A 22,128-nucleotide genomic window follows, 5' to 3' on the forward strand; every position below is an offset into this window, starting at 1 on the left:
CGTGGCCAGCACCGTCAGGGCTGGCCCGCAGATGACGCCAGGAGAGGTATCAGATGTAATTGACCAAGGACAGCCCGGCGACCTTGGCATAGGCCTGCAACGAAGCCTGCAGCATGTTGGTCTGCATCTGCAGGCGCAGCATCACCTCGGCCGGGTCGCTTTCGCGAATCGAACTCTGTGTCTTGGCATTTTCGGTACTCAGCGCTTCGTTGGTTTCGGACTGCACGTCCAGTGCCTGGCCACGGCCACCAATGGCGCTGACCGACGCCGACACCTGGTTGGTGGCACTGGCAATGTTGCCGATGGCTGCATCCAGGGAAGCCCGGAACTGCTGGCGGGCCACCGGGTCGCCATCCACCGGGCTGTTCAGCGCGGCGCGCAGCTTGCCGATGGTATCCAGCACATTCTGGGTCTGATGGGTGTCGACCTTGATCGCGAACGAATCTCCGGCGCTCGGCGCGCCCGACAACTCGAAGCTGACACCCGCCGCTGTCGCAGTGGTACCACCTGCCCCACCGAGGACACCGGAGGCCACCGGCCGGCTATCGGCAGTCACGGGTGCCGCATACAGCTCGAAGCTATTGGTGCCGGTGAACTTGAGTACCGCACCACCGGAAGGAAATGCCGCATCGTAGGCAGCCTGATCGGTGATCGTCGCGCCGGTAACCTGCTCGGAAGAGCTGTTGCCCGGGCTGCGGGTCCCGGACACTTCATCCGCACGGGAGCCCAGGGTGAAGGTGTGACCGGCGATGACTGCGTCTTCGTTACCCTTGTCGCCATCCTGGAAAGTAATGTCCAGACGCAGGTCGACGCCACGGAAACTGATGGTGGTGTTGTCGCCGTTGGGGTCGAACTTGCCGCCCTGGCTGGCTTCGAGCGTGACGTCATTGTTGTTGGCGTCAGTGATCTTGTATTCAGTGCTGCTGATGAACTCGATCGTGTACGGCTCGCCGCCACGGAACCGGTCGTTGTAAGTCGCGCTGCCCGACACCTGGCCGTTGGACAGGCTGACCCGGCCATCATCGGTGGCTGGCGCAGTCAGCGTCGTCTGGCTGCGGCTGGTATTGAGCGCCTGCTCGAAGGCGTCGTAGCCTGTCTCGTTGGCTGCCAGGGTGAGCATGTCGCCAACCTGCAGGTTCAGCTTGCCCTGGTCGCCCTGGTAGCTGTAGGTGCCATCTGCATTGCGCACGTAGGGCGGCGTATCGCCTTTGGAACCGGAGAAGATGTACTTGCCATTCTCGTCCCTGCTATTCATCAGGGTGAACAGCTGGTCTTCGAGCGAGGCGAGTTCGTCGGCATTGGCCTTGCGATCGGCGTCGGTCATCGAGCCGTTGCCGGAGCTTACCGCCAACTCGTTGACCCGCTGCAGGATGGTACCGATCGAGTTCAGTGTACTTTCGGCAGTGCCCAGCGCGTTGCGCACGCTGGTGATGTTGCCCGAGTATTGCTTCAGCAGGTTCTGCTGCTGCTCCAGCTGCAGCAGGCGAGCTGCGCCAACCGGGTCGTCCTTGGCCGAACGCACGCGAATGCCATCGGAGGCTTCCTGCTGGGTCTTCACCGCGTTGGAGAAGTTGCGCTGGTAATTGGCCTGGTTGGTGTTGTAGAACTGCGAAGTGGAGATGCGTACGCTCACGATCTACGGCTCCTTAAAGACTGTTGATCAGGGTGGCGAAGGTTTCCTGGGCCGCCTTGATGATCTGCGACGACGCGGTGTAGTACTGCTGGAACTTGATCAGGTTGCCGGTCTCTTCGTCGACCGACACTCCCGACAGGCCGTTGCGGCTGTCCAGTGCAGAGGTATGCAACGCCGAGGTGGCATCACTGTCCATCTGTGCCTGGCCAGCCTTGCCGCCGACGTTGGACACCAGCTTGGCGTAGGCATCGGTGAAGCTTATGCCCTTGCCGTTGGCACCGACCTCCACCGTGGACTTGGTCTGCAGGTCGAGTACCGACTGGCCATTGCGGTTGTCCGCCGAGCCCGCGCCAGTCAGCGCTACGGTGTAGCTGTCACCGTTTTTCGGGGCGCCGGAAACACTCATCTCGAAGTTGAAGCTGGCGCCCAGCGAATTGCCGCTGCCATCGACCATCGGCACCGACAACTGCAGCTTGTTTTCCTGGCCGGGGATGATCGTACCGCTGCCGATGCTGTTGCCCTTGGCGTCGTACAGGGTATAGGCCTGCGGCGAGGTGCCTTCGTCACCGAACACCAGCTTGACCGGGGTCGAATACTTCAACCCGGTCTGCAGCTGCGAGCGCTGGGTAGCGTCGTAGATGTCCATTTCCGAGGTCAGGGTCGGCTGGGTAATCACGCCGGTGCCCTTGTTACCCGCCCCGCTGGTGGCAGTCAGCGGCGCGGCCAGGGCCAGGCGCTTGGGGTCGGTGAGCACGGTGTCGATGCCTGCCGCAGCGTTGCGGGTCGGGGTGATCTTGAAGCTGTCGCCGGCACTCAGGCCGCCACCGTTGAGCGACAGGGTGAAGCCGTCGATGACCGGCGGCGGCGTGTCGTCGAGGTCGAAGCTGCCCATGTCGGTGCCTTCCGGCAACTTGCGCACGCTGTAGCCAGTGGCGCTGGTGAAGGTCACCTGGTAATCGCTGGTGGACAGTTTGCCGGTGTCCTTGATGGTCACGTCAAGGTTGCCGGAGCCGGCGCTGTTGCCAGCCTTGGCAATGCTGCGCTGGCTGATGGCCGCAGCGCTGTTGATGTCGCCGAACAGGGTAGCGCCGAAGCTACCGTTCTTGTCGATACCCTGGGCCAGTTGGCTGTTGATTGCATCCGCCACCACCAGGGCCACGCGGCCCAGCTCGTTGAGGGCGGGATCCAGGGTTTCCTTGCGGTAGCGGATCAGGCCACCCAGCTCGCCACCGCTGGTGGTGCCGGTGATGTCCATCTTGGTCGAGCCACGGTTGAGGATCAGGCTCATCCGGGTCGGGTCGGTCGCGCTCGGCTCAACGCCCAAGGTCTGGGTGGTCTTGCCGAGGACCAGGGCCTGGCCATTCTTCAGGTAGACATCGTAATTGCCGTCGCGCTCCACCACATCGGCACCGATCAGTTTGCTCAGCTGGCGCACAGCGCCATCGCGCTGGTCGAGCAGGTCGTTGGGCTGGCCGGAGATGGACGTGACGCGAGAAATCTGGTCGTTGAGGTCTGCAATGCTCTTGGTCAGGTTGTTCACCTGATCGGCGAGCGACGTCATGTTGGCGTTGATGTCGCTGTTCTGCTGGTTGAATTGTGCCGACAGGGTGTTGAAACGCTTGGCCAGCGACTGCGCGCTGGTCAGCAGCAGTTGCCGCGAGGCGTCCTCGGTCGGCTTGGCCGAGGCATCCTGCAGGGCACCGAAGAAGCTTTGCAGCGCAGCGGTGATGCCGGTATCGCTGCTGGACAGGGCGGTATCCAGCGGCGTGATCTGGTTCAGGTACGAAGAAGCATCGCTGCTCAACGAAGTGGTGCTGCGCAGCTGGTTTTCCAGAAATGCGTTGTACACCCGGCGCACATCGGCCAGCGTGGTGCCGGTACCGATGAAGACCTGGCCGACTTGCTGCCCGCCCTTGGTCTTCTGCACGTTCTGCTGGCGTGAGTAGCTTTCGACATCGGCGTTGGCAATGTTGTTACCGAGGGTGTACATCCCCGATTGCGCGGCGCCAAGCCCCGACATACCAATGTTGATCAGACTCGCCATGGTTCCATGCCCTTAAAGTTTCGTTGCAGTACCGAGCATTGCGTAGTGCTCGTACGACTTCATCTGTTTTGCGATCTGCGAGATCTTGCTGGCGTAGTTCGGGTCGGTGGCGTACCCGGCCTTCTGCAGTTCGCGCGCGAATTGTTCTGGGTTATCGGCAGATTTCACCGCATCTTGATAGCGGGCATTGTTCTGCAACAGGCTGACCAGGTCGTGGAAGCTGTCCTGGTAGGAGTCGTAGGAACGGAACGCCGCCGTTTCCTTGACGAACTGGCCATCGCGGAACTCGCTGGTGATCGCCCGCGCCGAGTCGCCTTCCCAGTTGCCGCTGGCCTTGATGCCGAACAGGTTGTGGCTGCTGCTGCCATCGCTGTTGCGCATGACCGATTTGCCCCAGCCGGTTTCCAGCGCCGCCTGCGCCACCAGATAGCGCGGGTCGATACCAATGCGCTTGGCTGCTTGTTCGGCCATCGGCAGCATGGTGGCAATGAATTCGTCGCTGTCGGCGAAGGCCTTTTTCGGTGCCAATGGGGGCTGCGCCACCGCACGCCCGAGGATGCGCAGGCCGTTGTCCGGCACGGCAAAGGTCTCGGCCACCTGCTGGCCGTCACGCGCCGGCACGGCAGCGCTGTTGGCGCTGGCGACCGACGGCACGATGCCAGCCAGCAGGCGATCGGTAAGCCTGCTCGGCAGCGCCAGACGCCGTGAATTGAGCGCGGCCACGTCGTTGCGGCTGGCGGTCGCCTGGGTGGCATGCACCGGCTCGGCCACCCTGCTGCCCCACAGCGCCGGGGCGCTGCCCTCGATGCGCGGGAACGGGCTGGTGTTGGCCGGCGCGCTCTTGTTCTTGGAGAGCTGGCGCACCAGCACGTCCTGCAGCCCGATACCGCCGCCTTCACGAGACATGCTTACGGCCAGCTGCTGGTCGTACATGTCACGGTACTGCTTCACCGTCTCGGTGTTCATCGGGTTGTCGTCGGCCAGCACGTCACTGGCCTTGCGCGAAGCCTTGAGCATTTCGCTGATGAACAGCGACTCGAATTCCTGGGCCACCTTGCGCACGTTGGCGTCGCTGTCGCGGTCGCCGTGCTTGAGCGAACTCAGGCGGTTGAGGTCGGTATAGGCACCACTGTCGGCGCTGCCGGAAACCAGGCTTTTACTGTTCATCCGCGCCGTCCTCAGATCACGATCAGGTCGGCCTGCAAGGCGCCGGCCTGTTTCAGGGCTTCGAGAATCGCCATCAGGTCGCTGGGCGCAGCCCCTACCTGGTTAACCGCGCGGACGATTTCATCCAGCGTGGTGCCCGGGCCGAACTTGAACATCGGCTTGGCTTCCTGCTCGGCATTGACCCTAGAACGCGGCACCACAGCGGTCTGGCCATTGGAGAACGGCCCCGGCTGGCTGACGATCGGGTCTTCGGTGATGGTCACGGTCAGGCTGCCGTGGGTCACCGCCGCCGGCGAAACCTTGACGTTCTGGCCGATGACGATGGTGCCGGTACGCGAGTTGATGATGACCTTGGCCACGGCCTGGCCTGGGTCGATCTCGAGGTTTTCCAGGATCGACAGGTAGTCGACGCGCTGGCTCGGGTCCATCGGCGCGGTGACCCGCACCGAGCCGCCGTCCACGGCCTGGGCCACGCCAGGGCCAAGCAGGTCGTTGACCTTGTCGACAATGCGCTTGGCAGTGGTGAAGTCCGGGCGGTTGAGGTTCAGGGTCAGGCTGTTGCCTTGGTTGAAGCCGCTCGGCACCGCCCGTTCGACGGTGGCGCCACCGGGAATGCGCCCGGCCGACGGAACGTTGACGGTGATCTTGGAACCGTCACGGCCTTCGGCGTCGAAGCCACCGACCACCAGGTTACCCTGGGCGATCGCATAGACGTTACCGTCGATACCCTTGAGCGGGGTCATCAGCAGGCTGCCGCCGCGCAGGCTCTTGGAGTTACCGATGGAGGACACGGTAATGTCCACCACCTGGCCCGGCTTGGCGAACGCTGGCAAGTCGGCATGCACCGACACCGCCGCGACGTTCTTCAGCTGCACGTTGCCGGAGCCGGCCGGGACCTTGATGCCGAACTGCGACAGCATGTTGTTGAAGGTCTGCAGGGTGAACGGCGTCTGGGTAGTCTGGTCACCCGTGCCGTTGAGCCCCACCACCAGGCCATAGCCGATCAACTGGTTGGAACGCACGCCAGAAATGCTGGCGATGTCCTTGAGGCGCTCGGCTTGGGCACCGAACGCGCAGGACAGGAGCAGGGTCGCGGCAATCAGCTGCCTTACGTTGAACATGTTCATCCGTACTCAGAAGGGCCAAAGCGGGCTCATGAAGAAGCGATCCAGCCAACCGGGCTGGCTGGCATCGGCGAACGAGCCGGTGCCCGAATAAGTGATGCGCGCATCGGCCACGCGGGTGGACGGTACGGTGTTGTCGGTAGCGATATCGTCCGCACGGATCAGGCCGGCGATACGCACCAGCTCCTCGCCGGTGTTCAGGGTCATCCACTTCTCGCCGCGCACGGCGACGATGCCATTGGGCAGCACCTCGGCCACGGTCACGGTGATGGAGCCGGTCAGGGTGTTGCCCTGGGTGGCCTTGCTGTCGCCTTTGGTGGTGCGCTCGCCGTTATAGCCGGCTTCCAGCGACAGGTCGCCACCGCCAAACGGGTTATTGGTGTTCGGCGTGCTGCCGAACAACGAGGTAAGGCCGATGTTGGCGTTGCTGTTCTTCTGGATCTGCGACCCTGCGTTCTTGCTCGCCGAAGTGCGCTCGTTGAGGGTGATGGTGATGATGTCACCCACGCGGAACGCCTTGCGGTCGGTGTACAGGCTCTGCTCGAAACCGGCCTGGTAGATCGAACCGTTGTTGGCTGCAGCCGGCAGCGGGGTGCGCGGCAGCACCGGCGCATAATACGGGTCGTTCGGCTTGGGCGTCGGCGCGACGCAACCTGCCAGCACGACCGCCCCCCCCAGGGCGAACACAGACAACAAACGCTTCATGACACTTACCTCACGGTGTAACGGGAGTGGAACCTGCACTAGGGCTTAGAGCTGCTGGGTAACGAACGACAGCATCTGGTCGGCGGTGGAGATGACCTTGGAGTTCATCTCGTAGGCACGCTGGGTGGTGATCATGTTCACCAGTTCTTCCACGGTACTGACGTTGGAGTTCTCCAGGGTCTGTTGCAGCGTGGTACCGAAACCGTTGAGGCCCGGGGTGCCGACTTGCGGCGCGCCACTGGCTGCGGTCTCCAGGAACAGGTTGTCGCCAATCGCCTGCAGGCCGGCCGGGTTGATGAAGTCGGCGGTCTGGATATTGCCGATCACCTGTGCTGCCGGGTTGCCGGCGGTGGTGATCGACACGGTGCCGTCCTGGCCGACGGTGAAGGTCTGGGCGTCATTCGGCACCACGATCGCAGGCTCCAGGGCAAAACCCTGGGCGGTGACGATCTGGCCATCGGAGTTCAGGTGGAAAGTACCGTCACGGGTATACGAAACCGTGCCATCGGGCTGCAACACCTGGAAGAAGCCACGGCCGTTGACCGCCATGTCCAGCGGGTTTTCCGTGGTCTGCAAGCTGCCGGTCTGGAAGTTCTTCTGCGTGCCGACGATGCGCACACCGGTACCGACCTGCAGCCCGGAAGGCAGTTCGCTGTCCTGGGTGGACTGCGCACCTGGCTGGCGCTTGATCTGGTACAGCAAGTCCTGGAACTCGGCGCGATCACGCTTGAAGCCGGTGGTCGAGACGTTGGCCAGGTTGTTGGAGATGACCGTCAGGTTGGTGTCCTGGGCGGACAGGCCGGTTTTTGCGACCCAAAGAGCCGGAAGCATGTAAGTTCTCCTCGTGCGCCTGTTTTACGGCACCCGTTCAAAAGTGATTAGCCGATTTGCAAAACACGCGCCATGGCTTCGTCGCCTTCCTTGGCCGCGTTCATCATCTTGACGTGCAGTTCGAATTGACGGGACAGCGCCAGCACCGAGGTCATTTCTTCCACGGCGTTGACGTTGCTGCCCTCCAGGAAGCCTGACACCACCCGCACATTGACGTCGGCGGCGGCTGGCTGGCCATCCTTGGTGTGGATCAGCCCGTCCAGGCCCTTGGTCAGGCCCTTGCTGTCCGGGTTGACCAGCTTGATACGGTCGACCTCGGCCATCACCCGCGGGTCTTCACCCATGGAGCGGATGCTGATGGTGCCGTCGGCGCCGACTTCAACCTTCTGCTCTGGCGGAATGGCGATGGGGCCGCCATTACCGATCACCGGCATGCCGTTGCCGGCACGCAGCACACCCAGGGCGTCGATGTTCAGGCTGCCGGTACGCACATAGGCTTCGCTGCCATCGGGTGCCTGCACGGCAATGAAACCTTTGCCGGTCACCGTCACGTCCAGGTCGCGCCCGGTTTCGATCATCGGGCCTTCGCTGAAGTCGGTGGCCGGGCGCTCGGTCATGGCGAAGGCCCGCGCCGGAAAGCTGTCGCCGAACACCGGCATCGAGCGTGCCTGCTCCAGGTCACGCTGAAAACCGTTGGTGGAAATGTTCGCCAGGTTGTTGGCATGGGCCTTCTGCGCCAGCGCGTTCTGGCTGGCGCCGGTCATGGCCACGTAAAGCATCTTGTCCACAGTCATCCTCCGCTGCACTGGCGACCGTTTGCCGCTCGCCGTTGCTGTACAGGCTCTAAAGCAAGTTCCGAACCAACTTTCTGAAATCGTTGAAAAGCCCGGGAATACGGGCTTTTGCGGGGGTTCGCCGAAGCGCGGACGCCGGTTATCCGGCGCCGGGTTGCCGAAGGCGGCAATCCGCAGCAACGTCTTCGCGGGCACACCCGCGAAGAGGCCGGCCAGCCAGTCAAGGCTCGCGGCAAGCACCATTGGTGAAGGGTCCGGCGAATTTTTTCCAGCCCTCCCCCGGCGGCCATTGCGAACAGACCAGGCGCCCATCCACCTGGCTTTCCCAGCGCCACCACGGCGCGGTCCCGGCCTGGGCCTGGTACAGGCACGCTGCAGCAACCAGTGCGACAAGCAGTTTTTTCATGATGCCCCCTGCAAAAACGACGAACCCCTTCACGACAAAGGGGTTCGTCCTGACACGCTCAGCCAGCGACCATCAGGTCATCTGGATGATGGTCTGCATGATGGTGCTTTCGGTGGAGATGGTCTTGGCGTTCGCCTGGTAATTGCTCTGCGCCTTGATCAGCTCGACCAGTTCCTGGGTCAGGTTGACGTTGGAGGCTTCCAGCGAGTTGGACTCGACGCTGCCCAGGGTACCGGTCTTCGGCGCATCGATGCCCGGAATGCCGGAGGTGTAGGTCTCGGTCCAGCGGGTACCGCCGATCTGCTGCAGGCCCTGCTCGTTGGCGAAGCTGGCCAGCGCAACCTGGCCAATGGCACGCGACTGCTGGTTGCTGAAGCTGGCGAACAGTACGCCGGTCGAGTCGATGCTCAGGCTCGACAGGATGCCAGTCGCATAACCATCCTGGGACTGCGACATGCGCGCGGTCTCGGTGTTGTAGGAGGTGGTGCTGTTCATCGACAGGCGCATGCCGTCGGCATTGCCTGCGGCACCATTGGCGATCCAGTTACCCGCCGAGTCTTCCACCGCAGGCACCCAACCAGTCATGGTGAAGGTGTTGTTTGTAACGGTGAAGGACGAGCCCGCCGGGTGACCGGTGTTGTCAGCCGTCATGCCCTTGACCGAGCCATCGCTGTTGAAGCTGATGGTGCCGGTCAGCGGTGCAGTGGAGGACGGGTCGAACGGGTTGCGCCCGTCAACCAGGGTATACATGGTCCACTCATTGGTGCCGGTCTTGCGATAGAACTGCTCCATGGTGTGCTCGTTACCCTGGCTGTCGTACACCTTGGTCGGGAACGACTTGCTGTAGGTCTTCTGGTCAGAAGGGTCGAACGGCAGGTTCGGCACCATCGCACCGGTACCATCGTCGACTTCCAGCGGGATGTCGGCAGCCGAAGAATTCAGGTTGATGCCCTGGTCGATCAGGGAAGTGGCCCTGGGCTGCAGTGCCGAGGTATCGATTTGCAGATCGGTCAGCACGCCCTTCTGGATCTTGCCGGTCGAATCTGCGGCATAGCCTTGCAGGCGCAGGCCGTCCGCGGTAACCACGAAGTTGTCCTTGCTGGCCTGGAATGCCCCGGCGCGGGTGTAGACGCGCGAGCCGTTATCGGACAGCACGAAGAAGCCCTGCCCCTGGATCCCCATATCCAGCACGTTGCCCGTGGTGTTCACGTCGCCCTGGGTGAACTGCTGGGAAACGGCCGCCAGGCGCACACCATTACCCACCTGGTTCTTGCCCACGCCCAGGCGGTTGGAGCCGGCATAGACATCGGCGAACTCGGCGCGCGACGACTTGAAACCGTTGGTATTGACGTTGGCAATGTTGTTGCCGGTGACATCCAGCTGCTTGTTTGCTGCGTACAGACCGCTAAGGCCGATATTGAAAGACATGAATTCGCTCCTTTTGCCGCACTAGCGGGCCTTAGATACCGATGGTTTGCACGTCGGAGAGGGAAACTTTGCCAACACCAGCGAGGTTGAGCACCATTTCGCCGGCAGAACTGAAGCTGACGCTGGTCACCTTGGCCGGCAACAGCGTGTTCATCTGCACCGCCTTGCCATCCACCATGGTGCTGGCGGTGAAGGTGTAGGTACCCGGGTCGACTTTCGCGCCGCTATTGTTGGTACCGTCCCAGATGAAGTCGGCGTAACCAGCCTTCTGCTCACCCAGTTCGATGGTCTTGACGGTGTTGCCGTCCTTGTCCTTGATGGTGATCTTCGCTTCGCCGATGGCTTGCGGCACCACGAACTGTGCGTTGAAGCTTTCGCTGGTATCGACGATAGCCTTGTCGTTCTGCACCACCACCGAGCGGCCGACCAGCGACGACGCCTGCAGCGCCTGGGACGAGGCCATGGCGCTGGTGATGGAACTGACCGATTCGTTCAGCGAGGTGATCCCTTCCAGGCTGCTGAACTGTGCCAACTGCGCGACGAATTCACCGTTGTCCTGCGGGTCCAGCGGGTTCTGGTGCTGCATCTGGGTCACCAGCAACTGCAGGAATGCATCCTTGCCGAGCGAGTCAGTGCCGGTCTTGGACGCGGTGTCCGCAGTCTTTTTGGTGTTGGTCCCCACACCCGACGCCGCGAGCACTTCGTTGAGGTTCACGCCGGTAGTATCAATTGCCATGGTCTGGTTTCCTTATCACTGACCAAGGGTCAGGACTTTCTGCATCATGCTCTTGGCCGTGTTCATCAGCTCGGCGTTGGTCTGGAACGCCCGGCTGGCGGAAATCATGTCGGCCATTTCCTCGACCACGTTGACGTTCGGGTAGTAGACATAGCCGTCCTTGTTCGCCGCCGGGTGGTTCGGCTCGTAGCGGGCTTCGAGGTTGCTCTGGTCCTCGACGATGCCTTTTACCTGCACGCCTTGCCCGGCTTCGCCCTGGTCTTCGAACAGCGACTGGCTGCTGCCGGCCTGGGCATCCTGGAAGGTAGTGGCGAACACCGGGTGGCGAGCGCGGTAGGTCTGCTCGATACTCGAAGACACGGTCTCGGCGTTGGCAATGTTCGAAGCTACGGTGTTCAGGCGCGTGTTCTGCGCACTCATGCCGCTACCGGCAATGTTGAAGACACTGGAAAGGGACATGGTCATTCTCCCCGCAGGGCCGATACCAGCCCTTTGAATTTACTGTTGAGCAAAGTGAAGCTGGCCTGGAAGCCGACCGCGTTTTCGGTGTAGTTCGATTGCTCGATCTGCGCGTCCACGGTGTTCTGGTCGATCGACGGCTGCAGGGGCGTGCGGTACTTCAGGGTATCGTCCGCCATGGCCAGGCCTTCAGCCTCGATGTGCCGGCTGTTGGTGCGGTCGAGACTGAATCGGCCGCTCTGCTGCTTGTCGCTTTCGGCGGCGAGCACCGAGGCGAAGTCCATGTCACGCGCCTTGTAGTTGGGCGTGTCGGCGTTGGCGATGTTGTTGGCCAGCACTTCGGCGCGCTGGGCGCGGAAGCCCAGGGCCTTTTCATGGATGCCAAGCGCCTTGTCGAAACTGATGCTCATGTCGGGGAAACCTTCGAAGGTTGACCGGAATATCGTTGGCCAAGCTATAGCAAGGGCTGTGCCAACCAACTGAAAGCCTGCAAATACGGGCTTCCAGGGTGAAGTGCTGTCAGAGTAATGCCAGAAAAGCGGCAAAGGCCTTCCGCCCGGAGCGGCGAAAGCGGCAATTGCCAGGCGGCAAAAGCGGCAAAACAAAAAATTGACGTCAGCATTTGCTGCTCCGGCCTTCTCGCCGGCGCGCCCGCGAAGAGGCCGGAGCAGACAAACAAAAAAGCCGGCAACTTTCGCTGCCGGCCTTTCGTGTCTACTTGGCCTGGTAGATGATCCCCGGGCTGCACTGCACCATCTGGTAATGGTCCGGCAGGCCGTTCAGCGCCTCGGAAGCGCCAAGGAACAGGTAGCCACCCGGCTTCAGGGTGGCATGAATGCGCATCAGGATGTCCTTCTTGACCTGCGCCGAGAAGTAGATCAGCACGTTACGGCAGAACACCACGTCGAACTTGCCCAGGCTGGCATAGCTGTCGAGCAGGTTGAACGAGCGGAACTCGACACGGCTGCGAATCGCCGGCTTGACCGCCCAGCGCCCGGGCCCCTTGCTGTCGAAGTAACGCTGCAGGCGCTCCGGGGACAACCCGCGGGCAATCGCCAGGCTGTCGTACTCGCCCGTCTTGCAGTTGGTCAGCATGCTGCCGGACAAGTCGGTGGCGACGATCTGCGCGCCCATCTTCAGCTGGCCTAGGTTGCTGCGCTCGAACTCGTCGATGGCCATCGAGATGGAATACGGCTCCTGCCCCGAGGAACAAGCCGCCGACCACATGCGCAGGCGCTGGCCGGGGTTGTTGCGGATGAACTCCGGAATCACCTTGTTCTTCAGCACTTCGAACGGGTAGGTGTCGCGAAACCACAGGGTCTCGTTGGTGGTCATGGCATCCACCACCTGCTCGCGCAAGCCACCGCGCGGCTGGGCCTGGATGCGCTGCACCAGCTCGCCCAGGCTCTTGATGCCCTGTTGTTCCATCAGCTTGTTGAGACGGCTGGAAACCAGGTACTGCTTGTTATCCCCCAGCAGGATGCCACAGGCTTTCTCCAGGAAGCCCCGGAACTGTTCGAAATCCAAATTACCCGTAGACACTTCTGCCGCCTCTTTTTCAATCACTGGTGCCGGAGGGCTGCCCCCGGCGCTTTCAATGTGCTGCCTTGATCCGGTCGACCACCCGCTGGGCCAGGTCGTCCGGCTTGAACTTGGCCAGGAAGTCATCAGCCCCGACCTTCTTCACCATCGCCTGGTTGAACACCCCGGAAAGCGAAGTATGCAGGCAGATATGCAGTTTTTGCATGCGTGGGTCACTGCGTATTTCCGCGGTCAGCGTGTAACCATCCATTTCCGGCATTTCAATGTCCGAGATCATCATCAGGAACTCTTCCTCCGGCTTCTTGCCTTCGTCCACCAGCTGACGCAGGTAGTTCAGGGCCTGACGACCATCATTGAGCGCCACCACCTCTACCCCTACCGTCTGCAGGCAGCGGCTGACCTGCTTGCGCGCCACCGACGAGTCGTCGACGGTGAGCACCCGCAGCAGCACGGCCTTGTCCTGCACCTCGGCATCGACTACCCCGGCCGACACCGACTCGGACGATGGCGCCACTTCGGCCAGCACCTTCTCCACGTCGATGATCTCGACCATGCGGTTGTCCACCCTGGTGACTGCGGTCAGGTAGTGATCGCGGCCGGTGCCCTTGGGTGGCGGGTGGATTTCTTCCCAGTTCATGTTGACGATACGTTCCACCGAATGCACCAGGAAGCCCTGGGTCTTGGTGTTGTACTCGGTAATGATCACGAAGCTGTTGCGCGTGTCTTCCTGCAGCGGCCGCAGCCCGGTGGCCATCGACAGGTCAAGGATCGGGATGGTCGCCCCGCGAATATTGGCAACGCCGCGCACCACCGGGTGCGCCCTGGGCAGCAGGGTCAGCGCAGGGCATTGCAGCACTTCTCTGACTTTGAACACGTTGATGCCGTAAAGCTGTTCGCCATTGAGGCGGAACAGCAGCAATTCCAGGCGGTTCTGCCCGACCAGCTGCGTGCGCTGGTTGACCGAATCCATAACACCTGCCATGCCAGTCTCCTCTACCTTTAAGCCTTTCGTTGCCACTCACCAAGGAAGTCGGCACGGGCTTTGCTTTTTTGAGCGTCATGTACACGAAAACGACATTTTCCCGACGATTGACGCGCCTGCTGACTGGCTCGCTGGCCGTGCTGTGCCTGCTGATGCCTGGCGTTCGCACGGTAGCGGACGCGTTTACCTTGCCTGAACAGCTTATCGGTGTCACCCAAGGGTTTCTTGAATTCAGCGTCGAAGATTACCTGGCCACCACCCAGACCGCCGACCGCTACGAAATCCAGGTCAACCCGCTGGACCCGCGCCTGCGCATGCCGCTGTGCAGCCAGCCGCTGGACGCCTCGCTGGAGAGCCCGGCGCAACCGCTGGGCCGCGTTACAGTGAAGGTGCGTTGCGACAGTGCAGCGCCATGGACCGTGTTCGTACCAGCCAGCGTGCGGCTGTTCCGCGAAGTCGTGGTAGCGACCCGCCCGCTGAAGCGCGACAACGTGGTGAGCGAAGGCGACGTGGCCTTGCGCGAACGCGATGTCGGCACGCTGGGGCAAGGCTTCCTGACCGAGCTGGACCAGGCAGTCGGCATGAAGATGCTGCGCCCCACGGTGATCGACCAGGTGCTCACCCCGCAACACCTGGAACAGGCCGAAGTGGTGCGCAAGGGCGACCACGTGGTGATCATTGCCCGCAGCGGCAGCCTGAGCGTACGCATGCCCGGTGAAGCGCTGAGCAAGGGCGGCCTGAGCGAGCAGATCCGGGTGCGTAACCTCAATTCCAAGCGGGTAGTCAAGGCCAGGGTCACCGGCCCTGGCCAGGTCGAGGTGAGTATGTAGCCAGCCGACATTGCGCTGGCGGTGAGGAACCGCTGCTCCTAAACTGTGTCAGAAAACGGGTTCGCAAGCTTGCCGACAGGCGGCTACGCATTTGTGCCTAAAGTTTCTTTCGGGTTGGCCGAAAACAAGGCAAGCGTCCAAATACCCAGAGGTTTCTGATCATGGTCATCGACTTCAGTCGTGTAAATAATTCTCCGTCCGTCACGGGCGGCGTGCGCGGCAACAGCGCATCCGGCAGCGCCGAAAAACCGGCAGCCAGCCAGGAAGCCACTACCAGCGCCAGCGGAGAAGCGGTACACCTCAGCCAGGAGGCACAGCAGTTGCAGAAGATCAGCGACAAGCTGCGCGACGAGCCGGTGGTCAACAGCGCCCGTGTGGCCCAGTTGAAACAGGCGATCGCCGACGGCAGCTACCAGGTCGATGCCGGCCGGGTCGCCAGTAAACTGCTCGATTTCGAAGCCCAGCGCTGACCGTTCGGCGCGCTGACTTCACGGACGCTAGAAAAGCCAAGAGTTAGCCATGCACGACACCACCTTGCTGCAACTGATCGAAGATGACATCGCACCGATGCAGGAACTGCTCGACCTCTTGCAGAAGGAGGCCGTGGCACTGCATGGGCGCGACATGGCGTTGCTGGAAACCATCCTCGCCCGCAAGCAGTCCTTGATCGTGCTGCTGGAGCAGCAAGGTGCGCGGCGCAACAACCTGCTCACCAGCCTGGGCCTGAGCGCCAATCGCGCCGGGGTGGAGGCGGTGGCGGCACAATCACCGAACGGTGAACTGCTGCTGCAGCAACTCGACGTCATCAGCCAGTTGATGCAAGCTTGCCAGCAACTCAACGAGACCAACGGGCGGATCATCCAGGTGCAGCAAAACGTCACCAACAACCAGATCCGCATTCTCATGGGGGGCGACTCTCCGTCGCTCTACGACAGCCGCGGCAGCACTTCGCCGCTGGTCAAGCCACGGGCGCTCAGCCAGGTTTGATTTTTTCTATCAAGGCACGGAACATACTGGCAAAATGCCGTTAATTGCGTGTGTCGCTTTTGCCTGGAGAAACATAAAGCCGTGTTCAATGAATCCGATGCCCCGCAGCCGCCAAAGGTACTGAACACCCCTTTGGAGATTGCGGCCAACTTGCGGCAGCTGCAGGAAAGCCATGACCCTCTGATCATCACCTTCCCTGACCGCAGCCAGCGCTTCCAGAGCTATGTGGTGCATGTGGACCGTGAGAGCAATACCCTGGCGCTGGACGAAATGATCCCCCGCGACGGCGAGAAATACATCGAGAACGGCGAGCACTTCCGCGTCGAAGGTTTTCACGATGGCGTGCGCATTGCCTGGGAGTGCAACCACGCGCTGCGGATCAGCGAGGTCGATGGCCACCGCTGCTACCGGGGCGCCATGCCCCTGGAAATGACCTATCACCAACGCCGCAACGCTTTCCGCGCAGCCCTGAAACTGTCGCAGCTGGTCGACATCATCCTCGATGGCGCCCACCTCAAGGGCAATGGCGCCCTGCGCGGCAAGCTGCTGGATATTTCTGCCACCGGCTGCAAACTGCGCTTCGACGGCAATGTCGAGGATCGCCTGCAACTTGGCCAGGTGTACGAGCGCTTCAAGGCAGGCAACCCGCTGGGCCTGGTCGATACCATGGTCGAGCTGCGCCACCTGCATTATGAGGAGCGGATCAATACCACCTTCGCCGGCGTGCGCTTCCATAACCTCAGCGGCCAGGCGCAACGCAAGGTCGAAAGTTTCGTGTACCAGTTGCAGCGTGAGGCGCGGCGGTTCGACAAGGACGATTACTGAACCAATACCAGGCTACCCTTGCTGACAAACGGGGCTGCATCATGCAGCCCCGTTTGTATTTTGGGGCCGGCCAACGGACACAGGAATGCTTGCCCGGTTACCGCTGGCCTGCTGGCCGCTTAGGGTGCCAGACACCCGAAGCAAGGGCCGCCAGGAGCCAGTCCACATGATTACTTCCACGTTCACCGCCGAACTGCATTGTCAGCATGGACGAATAGGGGTTGTCGAGACCCCCATCTAAGTTCATCCCATCTTCTCCCTGGACCAGGACGGCTGGTTATGCACCGAAGACCAGCGCGGAGAAACGCCGAGCTTTCTGCCGATTACCTTCCAGTTCCACTTCGTCAAACAAAGCGGAGACCGGCACTATTACACGATCAATGGCGCCGATACCTGGAAGTACTTTGGCTCCCGCATGCAGAGCAACAGGAACGGCTGGCTCGGCCTTTACGCCAGCCACATCGTGGGGCGAATCATTGACTGGTCTCCAACCGCACTGATCGGTCGGGCGGTCAGCGGGCAACAGGAATGGAAAATTCAAATGCTCGACGCCTGGGACGGCACCGTGGAGGGCGCCGAACAGGTCCGTTTCTGCTTGCGCGACAGCCAGGGCTACAGGGTCGCGCTGGCCAAGGAAATCTATACCAGGGACAAGGTAAAGCGGCATTTCTGGTTCTTGAACGCAAGTGATAAAGCGGGAGAAATCCTGGTGTTCACCTTCAAGAATATCGAGCTTATCTGATCAGGATCGCGCTCGCCGCAGGCTAGTCGCTGGCGGCGGGCCGACACTCACACCGACGATTTCACCTCGGCTTCAGGGTTGGCCTGGCCCTGCTTCTGGGGAGGATCCTCTTCGGTATCCTCGGCGGCCACCGGCGCCTGCATCACGTCCTGCACAGTCTGCTCGTCCACCCGCGGGTCAAGCGCTGCCGACAACGGCGAACCCGCCGCCGGCATCGCCACGTGGCCCAACGGCGCGTCCTGAACCTGGTGCAGACCGGTGACCGCTTTTGGCCGGATGCGCCATACCAGTACCAGCGCGAAGAACACGAAGAAGGCGTACAGCATCTGCGCCCCCAGCACCTTCATCAGCACACCCGCCGCCAACGGGCCGATGCACGCGCCCACGCCATAGGTCACCAGCAGCATCGCGGTCAGCGACACCCGTCGCTCGCTCTCCACATGGTCGTTGGAAAACGCCACCGCCAGCGGGTACAGGCAGAACTGCAGCAACGAGATCAGGAAGCCCACACCAAACAGCAACTCCAGCGGCACGCTGGGCAGTATCGCCAGCGGCGCCGATGCCAGCGCCAGGCCCACTGCCACGCTACGGATCAGTACCGCCCGGTCGTAACGGTCCGACAGCCAGCCCAGCGGCCACTGCACCAGCAGACCGGCGAAAATGCAGCTACCCATGAACAGACCGATCTGCTCGGTGCTCAGCCCCTGGCTCGAAGCATACAAAGGCGCCAGGCCATAGAACGAACCGACGATCAGACCCGAGCCCAGCACCGTGCTGAGCGACTGCGGCACCCGCTTGAGGAAGAACTTCGGCTCCATCGGTGCCGGGCGCAAGGGCGCCGGGTGGATACGCCGGGTCATCGCCACCGGCACCAGGCACAGGGCGAAACACATGGCCACCAGCATCAGCAGTTCGGGGCCCAGTTGCGGGTGCACCACCAGGATCAGCTGGCCAAGCACCAGGCCCAGGTAAGAGGCAATCATGTAGCCGCTGAACACCGCGCCACGGTGCTTCACATCGGCCTGCTCGTTGAGCCAGCTCTCGATGACCATGTACTGGCACATCATGCCCAGGCCGACGATCATGCGCAGGCCGACCCAGGCCGGCAACCAGTTGGTCAGGCCATGGCCGAGCACCGCCGCACCGACGATACCGGCGCAGGTGGCATAGGCCCGGATGTGCCCGACCCGGCCAATCAGGCGGTGGCCGACCTTGCCGCCGACCGCCAGGCCAAAGTAGTTGGCCGCCATCAACGCACCTACCCACAAACTGTCGACATGGTCAGCCGCCAGGCGCAGGGCCAGGTAGGTACTGAGCAGGCCCGAGCCGATCAACATCATCAGCGCGGCGAAATACAACGACTGAAATGGCTTCCATATATTTCGCATACGTCGTGTGTGGCTCCCTGGTCAGGTGACGGTTGGGTGCTAGAAGCATAAGGGCAAAAACTGCCTGGCGCAGGCCCCTATAGGGATTTTGCCGCTACGAGGCGTGTCCAGTGTCGGTTGTGTCGCGATCAGGCCTGTGCCGCCAGTACCCGGCGCTCCCACGGCGTGATTTCGTCGAGGAAATCGGTCAGCTCCAGCGTCTTGCTGGCGATGTAGCCTTCGATGAACTCGCTGCCGAACAGTTCCCGCGCCAACGCGCTGCGCTTGAGCCGCTCCAGCGCCGCATGCAAGGTGCACGGCAGGGCCAGGTGCTCCGGCACCTCGAACTCGCCCTGGATAGCTGGCGCTGGTTGCAGGCGCTGCTGGATGCCATGCAGCCCGGCGGCCAGGCTGGCGGCGATGGCCAGGTACGGGTTGGCATCGGCGCCGGGCAGGCGGTTTTCCACCCGCCGCGCTGCCGGTGCGCTGGCCGGAATGCGCAGGCCTGCGGCACGGTTGTCTTCGGACCAGCAGGCATTGTTCGGCGAAGCGTAGGGGTGACACAGACGCTGGTAGGAATTGACGTTGGGCGCGAACAGCGCGGTGAAGTCGGCCATGCACGCCTGCAGGCCGCCAATGAAGTGGTGAAAGGTTGCGCTGGGCAGGCCTTGCTCATCGCTGAACACGTTACGCCCGCTGGCCACCTCCACCAGGCTCTGGTGAATATGCATGGAACTGCCCGGCGTGCGCGCCAGCGGCTTGGCCATGCATACCACGGTCAGGCCGTGCTTGAGCGCCACCTCCTTGAGCAGGTGCTTGAACAGCAAGGTCTGGTCGGCCAGCAACAACGGGTCGCCGTGCAGCAGGTTGATCTCGAACTGGCTGACGCCCATTTCGTGCATGAAGGTGTCACGCGGCAGGCCCAGCGCGACCATGCACTGGCCCACCTCCTTGAAGAACGGGCGCAGGCCGTTGTTGGAACTGACACTGAATGCCGAATGGCCAAGCTCGCGGCGACCATCGCTGCCGATCGGTGGCTGGAACGGCTGCTGCGGATCCGGGTTGGCAGCGAAGACGAAGAATTCGAGCTCAGTCGCCACCACCGGCGCCAGGCCCAGCGCTGCGTAGCGGGCGAGCACTGCCTTGAGCTGGCCGCGAGTGGACAATGCCGAAGGGCGACCGTCGAGTTCGTCGGCATCGCAGATGGCAAGGGCGCGGCCATCGTCGCTCCACGGCAGGCGGTGGACCTGGCTGGGGTCGGCCACCAGCACCAGGTCGCCATCGTCGCTGCCATAGTACCTGGCCGGCGGGTAGCCACCCATGATGCACTGCAACAACACCCCCCGAGCCAGCTGCAGGCGGCGGCCTTCAAGAAAGCCCTCGGCGGTCATTACCTTGCCGCGCGGAACGCCGTTGAGGTCGGGGGTGACGCATTCGATTTCGTCGATGCCGTGCAGTTGCTCGGTGGTCATGACGCAGGTCCTTGTCGTTGGTGGCTGACACCAACATAGGCCCGGGGTGTTTAAAATATCAAGCACCTGCCTTCAACAGTGCATGCGCCTCTGCGCGGGAACGGGCGAGCCCGCGCAGAGGCCGGGCCGGGCAACCACTATTCACGCAGGGTCATGCCATTGGCCGGCAGCGGCAAGGCGGTCTTGTAGCGTACCTGCTTGAGGGCAAAACTCGACCGTATGTTGGCCACGCCGGGCAAGCGCGTCAGGTAATCGAGAAACCGCTCCAGCGCCTGGATGCTCGGCAACAGCACGCGCAGCAGGTAGTCCGGGTCACCGGTCATCAGGTAGCACTCCATCACCTCGGGCCGTTCGGCAATTTCTTCCTCGAAGCGGTGCAACGCCTGTTCTACCTGCTTTTCCAGGCTGACATGGATGAACACGTTGACGTCCAGCCCCAACACCTCGGGCGACAGCAAAGTCACCTGCTGGCGGATCACCCCCAGTTCTTCCATTGCCCGTACCCGGTTGAAACAGGGGGTCGGCGACAGGTTCACCGAGCGCGCCAGTTCGGCGTTGGTAATGCGGGCGTTTTCCTGCAGGCTGTTGAGGATGCCGATATCGGTACGATCGAGTTTGCGCATGAGACAAAATCACCGGTTTTTTGTGTTTATGCGGAATGTTTATCTCCCCTGCCTGGCAAAGGCAATCAACTTGAGAGAAAAATTCTCCTGCCGGACCACTAAGATGTAGAGGACGCTGACCTACCAGTCACAAGCCGGTACTCAGCGGCGGCCGCTTCAGAGCTCACAAAAACAAATACCCGAGCGAGCGTAAAAAGCATGAACGAGTACGCCCCCCTGCGTTTGCATGTGCCCGAGCCTACCGGCCGGCCAGGCTGCCAGACCGATTTTTCCTACCTGCGCCTGAACGATGCAGGTCAAGTCCGTAAACCGCCTGTCGATGTCGACGCTGCCGACACCGCCGACCTGTCCTATAGCCTGATCCGCGTGCTCGATGAGCAAGGCAACGCGCAAGGCCCGTGGGCTGAAGACATCGACCCGCAGATCCTCCGTCAGGGCATGCGCGCCATGCTCAAGACGCGGATCTTCGACAGCCGCATGGTGGTTGCCCAGCGCCAGAAGAAAATGTCCTTCTACATGCAGAGCCTGGGTGAAGAAGCCATCGGCAGCGCCCAGGCCCTGGCGCTGAACCGCACCGACATGTGCTTCCCCACCTACCGCCAGCAAAGCATCCTGATGGCCCGCGACGTGTCGCTGGTAGAAATGATCTGCCAGCTGCTGTCCAACGAGCGCGACCCGCTCAAGGGCCGCCAGCTGCCGATCATGTACTCGGTGCGCGACGCCGGTTTCTTCACCATCAGCGGCAACCTGGCGACCCAGTTCGTGCAGGCGGTCGGCTGGGCCATGGCCTCGGCCATCAAGGGCGACACCAAGATCGCATCGGCATGGATCGGCGACGGCGCCACCGCCGAGTCGGACTTCCACACCGCCCTGACCTTCGCTCACGTATACCGCGCCCCGGTGATCCTCAACGTGGTCAACAACCAGTGGGCGATCTCCACCTTCCAGGCCATTGCCGGTGGCGAGTCGACCACCTTCGCCGGACGTGGCGTAGGCTGTGGCATCGCCTCGCTGCGGGTGGACGGCAACGACTTCGTCGCCGTCTATGCCGCCTCGCGCTGGGCCGCCGAACGTGCCCGCCGAGGCCTCGGCCCGAGCCTGATCGAGTGGGTCACCTACCGCGCCGGCCCGCACTCGACCTCGGACGACCCGTCCAAGTACCGCCCCGCCGATGACTGGAACCACTTCCCGCTGGGTGACCCGATCGCCCGCCTGAAGCAGCACCTGATCAAGATCGGCCACTGGTCCGAAGAAGAACACCAGGCCACCACCGCCGAACTCGAAGCCGCGGTCATCGCCGCGCAGAAAGAAGCCGAGCAGTACGGCACCCTGGCCAACGGTCACATCCCCAGTGCCGCCTCGATGTTCGAGGACGTGTACAAGGAAATGCCCGACCACCTGCGCCGTCAGCGCCAGGAACTGGGGGTTTGA

The 22,128-nt window shown here is 62.3% G+C and carries 23 protein-coding genes; 6 read left to right on the top strand and 17 right to left on the bottom strand.

Annotation, left to right across the window (positions count from 1 at the left end; all coding sequences use genetic code 11):
• Window positions 1–49: 49 nt before the first annotated feature.
• The 14 genes from B4L76_RS07570 to B4L76_RS07635 all read right to left on the bottom strand — a co-directional run bounded on the left by B4L76_RS07570 (window position 50) and on the right by B4L76_RS07635 (window position 13,851).
• Entirely contained in the window at window positions 50–1,633 is a 1,584-nt protein-coding gene (locus B4L76_RS07570) for a flagellar hook-associated protein 3 (protein WP_296231593.1), read from the bottom strand.
• Window positions 1,634–1,646: 13 nt separating this feature from the next.
• The gene (gene flgK / locus B4L76_RS07575) at window positions 1,647–3,677 is read right to left on the bottom strand and encodes a flagellar hook-associated protein FlgK (protein ID WP_296231595.1); all 2,031 of its coding nucleotides are present in this window, start codon (window positions 3,675–3,677) and stop codon (window positions 1,647–1,649) included.
• A 12-nt stretch (window positions 3,678–3,689) separates the two neighbouring features.
• Window positions 3,690–4,844, bottom strand: coding sequence for a flagellar assembly peptidoglycan hydrolase FlgJ (gene flgJ, locus B4L76_RS07580; RefSeq protein ID WP_296231597.1), 1,155 nt, complete (start codon window positions 4,842–4,844; stop codon window positions 3,690–3,692).
• A gap of 11 nt (window positions 4,845–4,855) precedes the next feature.
• On the bottom strand, window positions 4,856–5,965 hold the full coding sequence (locus B4L76_RS07585; RefSeq protein ID WP_296231599.1) for a flagellar basal body P-ring protein FlgI: 1,110 nt from the start codon (window positions 5,963–5,965) through the stop codon (window positions 4,856–4,858).
• 12 nt (window positions 5,966–5,977) lie between these two features.
• Window positions 5,978–6,673, bottom strand: a complete 696-nt coding sequence (flgH, locus tag B4L76_RS07590) for a flagellar basal body L-ring protein FlgH (RefSeq protein ID WP_289130956.1) — start codon at window positions 6,671–6,673, stop codon at window positions 5,978–5,980.
• Between the two features lie 45 nt (window positions 6,674–6,718).
• Window positions 6,719–7,504, bottom strand: a complete 786-nt coding sequence (gene flgG / locus B4L76_RS07595; RefSeq protein ID WP_170031158.1) for a flagellar basal-body rod protein FlgG — start codon at window positions 7,502–7,504, stop codon at window positions 6,719–6,721.
• A 47-nt stretch (window positions 7,505–7,551) separates the two neighbouring features.
• Entirely contained in the window at window positions 7,552–8,292 is a 741-nt protein-coding gene (locus B4L76_RS07600; protein ID WP_296231604.1) for a flagellar basal body rod protein FlgF, read from the bottom strand.
• A 226-nt stretch (window positions 8,293–8,518) separates the two neighbouring features.
• Window positions 8,519–8,704 carry a hypothetical protein gene (locus tag B4L76_RS07605; protein WP_289130957.1) on the bottom strand — a complete coding sequence of 62 codons (186 nt, stop codon included), beginning with the start codon at window positions 8,702–8,704 and terminating at the stop codon, window positions 8,519–8,521.
• A gap of 72 nt (window positions 8,705–8,776) precedes the next feature.
• Window positions 8,777–10,132, bottom strand: a complete 1,356-nt coding sequence (gene flgE / locus B4L76_RS07610; RefSeq protein WP_296231605.1) for a flagellar hook protein FlgE — start codon at window positions 10,130–10,132, stop codon at window positions 8,777–8,779.
• A gap of 31 nt (window positions 10,133–10,163) precedes the next feature.
• Window positions 10,164–10,868, bottom strand: coding sequence for a flagellar hook assembly protein FlgD (gene flgD, locus B4L76_RS07615; RefSeq protein ID WP_296231606.1), 705 nt, complete (start codon window positions 10,866–10,868; stop codon window positions 10,164–10,166).
• A gap of 15 nt (window positions 10,869–10,883) precedes the next feature.
• Window positions 10,884–11,327, bottom strand: coding sequence for a flagellar basal body rod protein FlgC (gene flgC / locus B4L76_RS07620; protein ID WP_296231607.1), 444 nt, complete (start codon window positions 11,325–11,327; stop codon window positions 10,884–10,886).
• 2 nt (window positions 11,328–11,329) lie between these two features.
• Window positions 11,330–11,737 carry a flagellar basal body rod protein FlgB gene (flgB, locus tag B4L76_RS07625; protein ID WP_225778706.1) on the bottom strand — a complete coding sequence of 136 codons (408 nt, stop codon included), beginning with the start codon at window positions 11,735–11,737 and terminating at the stop codon, window positions 11,330–11,332.
• Between the two features lie 304 nt (window positions 11,738–12,041).
• Window positions 12,042–12,869, bottom strand: a complete 828-nt coding sequence (gene cheR / locus B4L76_RS07630) for a protein-glutamate O-methyltransferase CheR (RefSeq protein ID WP_296231608.1) — start codon at window positions 12,867–12,869, stop codon at window positions 12,042–12,044.
• Window positions 12,870–12,921: 52 nt separating this feature from the next.
• Window positions 12,922–13,851: a chemotaxis protein CheV gene (locus tag B4L76_RS07635; RefSeq protein ID WP_225778708.1), complete on the bottom strand. Its 930-nt coding sequence runs from the start codon at window positions 13,849–13,851 to the stop codon at window positions 12,922–12,924.
• A 77-nt stretch (window positions 13,852–13,928) separates the two neighbouring features.
• On the opposite strand from B4L76_RS07635, the gene flgA reads away from it, so the two are divergent.
• The 5 genes from flgA to B4L76_RS07660 all read left to right on the top strand — a co-directional run bounded on the left by flgA (window position 13,929) and on the right by B4L76_RS07660 (window position 17,235).
• On the top strand, window positions 13,929–14,681 hold the full coding sequence (gene flgA, locus B4L76_RS07640) for a flagellar basal body P-ring formation chaperone FlgA (protein WP_296231609.1): 753 nt from the start codon (window positions 13,929–13,931) through the stop codon (window positions 14,679–14,681).
• A gap of 161 nt (window positions 14,682–14,842) precedes the next feature.
• A complete protein-coding gene (flgM, locus tag B4L76_RS07645; protein WP_225778710.1) occupies window positions 14,843–15,151 on the top strand; it encodes a flagellar biosynthesis anti-sigma factor FlgM in 309 nt (102 codons plus the stop codon).
• A gap of 49 nt (window positions 15,152–15,200) precedes the next feature.
• On the top strand, window positions 15,201–15,668 hold the full coding sequence (locus tag B4L76_RS07650) for a flagella synthesis protein FlgN (RefSeq protein ID WP_296231610.1): 468 nt from the start codon (window positions 15,201–15,203) through the stop codon (window positions 15,666–15,668).
• 81 nt (window positions 15,669–15,749) lie between these two features.
• Entirely contained in the window at window positions 15,750–16,493 is a 744-nt protein-coding gene (locus tag B4L76_RS07655) for a flagellar brake protein (protein WP_296231611.1), read from the top strand.
• Between the two features lie 415 nt (window positions 16,494–16,908).
• Entirely contained in the window at window positions 16,909–17,235 is a 327-nt protein-coding gene (locus B4L76_RS07660) for a hypothetical protein (protein ID WP_296231612.1), read from the top strand.
• 47 nt (window positions 17,236–17,282) lie between these two features.
• On the opposite strand, the gene B4L76_RS07665 is transcribed toward B4L76_RS07660, so the two are convergent.
• The 3 genes from B4L76_RS07665 to bkdR all read right to left on the bottom strand — a co-directional run bounded on the left by B4L76_RS07665 (window position 17,283) and on the right by bkdR (window position 20,697).
• Window positions 17,283–18,623 (bottom strand): MFS transporter, encoded by a 1,341-nt coding sequence (locus B4L76_RS07665; protein WP_296231614.1) that lies wholly within the window; start codon window positions 18,621–18,623, stop codon window positions 17,283–17,285.
• Between the two features lie 128 nt (window positions 18,624–18,751).
• A complete protein-coding gene (locus B4L76_RS07670; RefSeq protein ID WP_296231643.1) occupies window positions 18,752–19,993 on the bottom strand; it encodes a glutamine synthetase family protein in 1,242 nt (413 codons plus the stop codon).
• A gap of 218 nt (window positions 19,994–20,211) precedes the next feature.
• On the bottom strand, window positions 20,212–20,697 hold the full coding sequence (gene bkdR / locus B4L76_RS07675; protein WP_170031184.1) for a Bkd operon transcriptional regulator BkdR: 486 nt from the start codon (window positions 20,695–20,697) through the stop codon (window positions 20,212–20,214).
• A 198-nt stretch (window positions 20,698–20,895) separates the two neighbouring features.
• On the opposite strand from bkdR, the gene B4L76_RS07680 reads away from it, so the two are divergent.
• Complete coding sequence (locus B4L76_RS07680) at window positions 20,896–22,128, top strand: 3-methyl-2-oxobutanoate dehydrogenase (2-methylpropanoyl-transferring) subunit alpha (RefSeq protein WP_296231618.1); 1,233 nt, start codon at window positions 20,896–20,898, stop codon at window positions 22,126–22,128.

The sequence above is a fragment of the Pseudomonas sp. UBA4617 genome, assembly GCF_002386445.1.
GTDB lineage: Bacteria > Pseudomonadota > Gammaproteobacteria > Pseudomonadales > Pseudomonadaceae > Aquipseudomonas.